The following is a 5234-nucleotide window of genomic DNA, read 5'->3' as shown; positions in this document are numbered from 1 at the left end:
CGTGAATCCAGCGGCGACCTACTCTCCCGGGCCCGGGGGCCAGGTACCATCGGCGATCTGAGGCTTAACTTCCGTGTTCGGGATGGGAACGGGTGTGACCCTCACTCGATAACCGCTGAAACAAACTCTTGCATGGAACCAAACTTGTTATTGCAATCACCAGAGCTCTGAAGCTAGGCGGGTCCGGGCTGCCCACGCGGGACAGTAGAACCAAATCGTTGAAAGAAAGGAAAAGCGTCTCACGGGCTATTAGTACCGCTCGGCTCAACGTGTCGCCACGCTTACACCTGCGGCCTATCGACGTCGTAGTCTCCGACGGCCCTTCAGGGGGTTGCCCCCGCGAGACCTGATCTTGGGAATGGCTTCACGCTTAGATGCCTTCAGCGTTTCTCCAATCCGAACATGGCTACCCGGCAATGCCGCTGGCGCGACAGCCGGTACACCGGAGGTTCGTCCGTCCCGGTCCTCTCGTACTAAGGACAGCTTCCCTCAAGTCTCGAACGCCCACACCGGATAGGGACCAAACTGTCTCACGACGTTTTGAACCCAGCTCGCGTGCCGCTTTAATTGGCGAACAGCCAAACCCTTGGGACCTTCTCCAGCCCCAGGATGCGACGAGCCGACATCGAGGTGCCAAACCTCCCCGTCGCTATGAACGCTTGGGGGAGATCAGCCTGTTATCCCCAGAGTACCTTTTATCCATTGAGCAACGGCCTTTCCACGCTGTACCGCGGGATCACTAAGCCCTACTTTCGTACCTGCTCGACGTGTCCGTCTCGCAGTCAAGCTCCCTTATGCCTTTGTGCTCTGCGCGCGATTGCCGACCGCGCTGAGGGAACCTTTGGATGCCTCCGTTACCTTTTGGGAGGCGACCGCCCCAGTCAAACTGACCATCAGACACGGTCCCTGTCCCGGATGACGGGACGAGGTTAGATCTCAAAACGGGCAAGGGTGGTATTTCAAGGACGGCTCCCCGACGACTGGCGTCGCCGGCTCGTAGCCTCCCACCTATCCTACACATGCCAGCCCTAAAACCAATGTCAAAATACAGTGAAGGTTCATGGGGTCTTTCCGTCCAGGTGCGGGTTGCCGGCATCTTCACCGGCACTGCAATTTCGCCGAGTCCCGGGAGGAGACAGTGCAGAAGTCGTTACACGATTCGTGCAGGTCGGAACTTACCCGACAAGGAATTTCGCTACCTTAGGACCGTTATAGTTACGGCCGCCGTTTACCGGGGCTTCGATTCAGGGCTTCGCTTGCGCTGACCCCTCCTGTTAACCTTCCGGCACCGGGCACGTGTCAGACCATATACGTCCACTTGCGTGTTAGCATGGCCCTGTGTTTTTGGTAAACAGTCGCTTCTGCCGTTTCCCTGCGACCTCCAGATGCTTCCCGCTGTTCACGGTCACAACCGGAGGCTCCCCTTATCCCGAAGTTACGGGGTTAATTTGCCGAGTTCCTTCTCCCGAGTTGTCTCGAGCACCTTAGGCTATTCGCCTCGTCCACCTGTGTCGGTTTACGGTACGGGCCTCCGTTCGCTCCCTTAGCGGGTTTTCCTGGCACGGTCCATCGCGGCGCCCCTTCCGGCCGAAGCCTTCCGGGGGTCCGGAGCCTGGGACATGTGCCGGGGGGATTTGCCACCCCGGCGTCTTGCACTCCTTCAGCGGCATCCATCGGCCGCCCCGTGAATTCCCATGCGTCGCCGCGTCGGTCATGACGCTTATCGGAGGGTCCAGGAATGTTCACCTGGTTGTCATCGGCTACGCCTCTCGGCCTCGTCTTAGATCCCGACTGACCCCGGGAGGATTATCCTTGCCCGGGAACCCTTGGACTTACGGTGTGCGGGTTTTTCACCCGCATTTTCGCATACTCATGCCAGCATTCTCGTTTCCGGTGCCTCCAGCGGGCATCGCCACCCGCCTTCCCAGGCCTGCGGAACGCTCTCCTACCGCCCCATTGCTGGGGCCCACGACTTCGGTGACGTGCTTAGTCCCGATCATTTTTGGCGCGGAGCCGCTTGACCAGTGAGCTATTACGCTTTCTTTAAAGGATAGCTGCTTCTAAGCTAACCTCCTGGCTGTCTGTGCAGCTCCACATCCTTTCCCACTTGGCACGTACTTGGGGACGCTTAGTCGGTGGTCAGGGTTGTTTCCCTTTCGTCTACGGATCTTATCACTCGCAGGCTGTCTGCCACGCAACACGTTCACGGTATTCGGAGTTTGATAGGGTTTGGTAAGCGGGTGTGCCCCCTAGTCCTGCCAGTGCTCTACCCCCGTGAAGCTAACGTGACGCCATACCTAAATATGTTTCGGAGAGAACAAGCTATCGCCCAGTTTGATTGGCCTTTCACCCCTACCCACAGCTCGTCCGAACACGTTTCAATGTATATCGGTTCGGTCCTCCACGGAATGTTACTTCCGCTTCAACCTGGCCATGGGTAGATCACTAAGGCTTCGTGTCTGCCGTGTACGACTGGTCGCCCAGTTGAGACTCGCTTTCGCTTCGGCTCCGCGCCTGAGGCGCTTAACCTTGCCGTACACGAGCAACTCGCTGGCTCATTAAACAAAAGGCACGCCGTCAGAGAGATGAATCTCTCCTCCGACAGAATGTATGCACGCGGTTTCAGGCGCTATTTCACTCCCCTCTCGGGGTGCTTTTCACCTTTCCCTCATGGTACTGTGCACTATCGGTCATCCGCTCGTATTTAGCCTTGGAGGGTGGTCCCCCCGTCTTCAGGCAGGATTTCACGTGTCCCGCCCTACTCTTCGACGGACATCAGTTTAAAGATCGCTACAGGCCTGTCACCTGCTGTGGGGGGGCTTTCCATCCCGCTTCGCTTTCCGTCCACTGTATGCAACCCGTCTGGGCTCCTCCCCTTTCGCTCACCACTACTAAGGGAATCTCGGTTGATTTCTTTTCCTCCGGGTACTGAGATGTTTCAGTTCCCCGGGTTTGCCTCCGCAGGGCTATGTATTCACCCTGAGGATACGCTTGCGCGTGGGTTTCCCCATTCGGATCCCCCATGGTCAAAGGCCCTTTGCGCCTCGCATGGGACTTTCGGGGCTTGGCCCGTCCTTCGTCGCCGGCGGATGCCTAGGCATCCCCCGCGTGCATTCCTTCGCTTAAATCCTAATTCCAGCGATTCAGCTCTGTTCTGCCGCATGAGCAGCTCGAATCCACCTCTTTATTTCTTGGTGCTTCAAGTCACTCTGTATGCTTGATTGCTTTGTTAGTTTCCATGCCGAAATTTCAATCTTCGCATGTCCTCGGTGGGACGATGCTTTCTGCACCCGGTCGGTGCTTCCTGGAGCTAAGGAGACTCGAACTCCTAACATCCAGCTTGCAAAGCTGGCGCTCTACCAGTTGAGCTATAACCCCTGAAAGTGGGCCTGAATGGACTTGAACCATTGACCCCCGCCTTATCAGAGCGGTGCTCTAACCAGCTGAGCTACAGACCCGGGCTCTAAAAGAATCGGAGATGTACTTATGCGACGGCGTTTGTCTTTTGAAAAACAGGTATTGGAACTTCTGTTCCAGATTTACTCCTTAAAGGAGGTAATCCAGCCGCACCTTCCGGTACGGCTACCTTGTTACGACTTAGCCCCAGTCAAAGGTCTTGCTTTAGGCGCTTGCACGACTTAGAGCACTCCCTTCTCCCATGGCTTGACGGGCGGTGTGTACAAGGCCCGGGAACGTATTCACCGTGGTGTGCTGACCCACGATTACTAGCGATTCCAGCTTCACGGAGTCGAGTTGCAGACTCCGATCCGAACTGAGGACGGCTTTGAGGATTGGCTCCGCCTCGCGGCGTTGCGACCCATTGTACCGACCATTGTAGCACGTGTGTAGCCCAGGATGTAAGGGCCATGAGGACTTGACGTCATCCACACCTTCCTCCGGGTTGTCCCCGGCAGTCTCTCCAGAGGGCCCCCTTGCGGGTGGCAACTGGAAACGTGGGTTGCGCTCGTTGCGGGACTTAACCCAACATCTCACGACACGAGCTGACGACAGCCATGCAGCACCTGTGCGGAACGTTGCATTGCTGCAAAACGGCGATCTCTCGCCGCGGCGTTCCCATGTCAAACCCTGGTAAGGTTCTGCGCGTTGCTTCGAATTAAACCACATGCTCCACCGCTTGTGCGGGCCCCCGTCAATTCCTTTGAGTTTCATACTTGCGTACGTACTCCCCAGGCGGCATACTTAACGCGTTGGCTACGGTACCCGGGGGAACCCCCGGACACCCAGTATGCATTGTTTACGGTGCGGACTACCAGGGTATCTAATCCTGTTTGCTACCCGCACTTTCGAGCCTCAGCGTCGATAAGTCCCCAGCAGGCTGCCTTCGCCATCGGTGTTCTTCCTGATCTCTACGCATTCCACCGCTACACCAGGAATTCCGCCTGCCCCTGAACTATCCAAGATATCCAGTTCGGACTGCAGAGCCGGGGTTGGGCCCCGGGATTGTACAATCCGCTTGAATATCCGCCTACGCTCCCTTTACGCCCAGTAATTCCGAACAACGCTTGCACCCCTCGTATTACCGCGGCTGCTGGCACGAAGTTTGCCGGTGCTTCCTCTCAAGGTACATTCAATCCTGCCCGAAGACAGGCCTTATTCCCTCATGACAGTGGTTTACACACCGAAATGCTTCTTCCCACACGTGGCGTTGCTGCATCAGGGTTTCCCCCATTGTGCAATATTCCCTACTGCTGCCTCCCGTAGGAGTCTGGGCCGTATCTCAGTCCCAATGTGGCCGATCACCCTCTCAGGCCGGCTACCGATCGTCGCCTTGGTGGGCCGTTGCCCCGCCAACTAGCTAATCGGACGCAAGCTCATCCCATACCGATAAATCTCTAGTCAACCCTCCATGCAGAAGGCCACTCTCCTGGACATTAACCGCGCGTTGGCACGGGTATTTCCTGATATGGGGCAGATTGCTTACGCGTTACTCACCCGTTCGCCGCTCGACATTGCTGCCTCGCTCGACTTGCATGTATAAGACACGCCACCAGCGTTCGTTCTGAGCCAGGATCAAACTCTTCATTGATTTTCTTAAATAGTCTGTCCTGTTTTTCGTAAATGGCGATACCAAAGGTATCGCTTTAATCTTCGGCTCGGTCATGCCCAAGCAAGCTTGGTCGCGACTCTCGCCTCTTGATTAATTTGACTTCCAAGAAATTTTCTTGGGCCGTCACTAAGCACATCTCCGATTCCTTCAATCTTCCCGAAAGTCT

At 56.4% G+C, this 5234-nt stretch carries 2 tRNA genes and 3 rRNA genes; all 5 read right to left on the bottom strand.

The features are described from left to right. Nucleotides 1–5 precede the first annotated feature (5 nt). The 5 genes from rrf to BUA34_RS15485 all read right to left on the bottom strand — a co-directional run bounded on the left by rrf (nucleotide 6) and on the right by BUA34_RS15485 (nucleotide 5047). Nucleotides 6–120: ribosomal RNA gene (rrf, locus tag BUA34_RS15505) — 5S ribosomal RNA — on the bottom strand. Nucleotides 121–226: 106 nt separating this feature from the next. Beyond that, nucleotides 227–3130 (bottom strand): 23S ribosomal RNA (locus tag BUA34_RS15500). 175 nt (nucleotides 3131–3305) lie between these two features. Further along, a tRNA-Ala gene (locus BUA34_RS15495) sits at nucleotides 3306–3378 on the bottom strand. Between the two features lie 6 nt (nucleotides 3379–3384). After that, nucleotides 3385–3458 (bottom strand) — tRNA-Ile (locus BUA34_RS15490). A 90-nt stretch (nucleotides 3459–3548) separates the two neighbouring features. Beyond that, nucleotides 3549–5047, bottom strand: a 16S ribosomal RNA gene (locus BUA34_RS15485). Together the 16S, 23S and 5S rRNA genes with 2 tRNA genes alongside form the textbook arrangement of a ribosomal RNA operon. Nucleotides 5048–5234: the final 187 nt, after the last annotated feature.

Origin of the sequence: Fibrobacter sp. UWB12 (assembly GCF_900142485.1) — a bacterium.
Classification (GTDB): Bacteria; Fibrobacterota; Fibrobacteria; order Fibrobacterales; family Fibrobacteraceae; genus Fibrobacter.
Note: the sequence above shows the minus strand (reverse complement) of the source record. Positions and strands in the feature narration are given on the sequence as shown.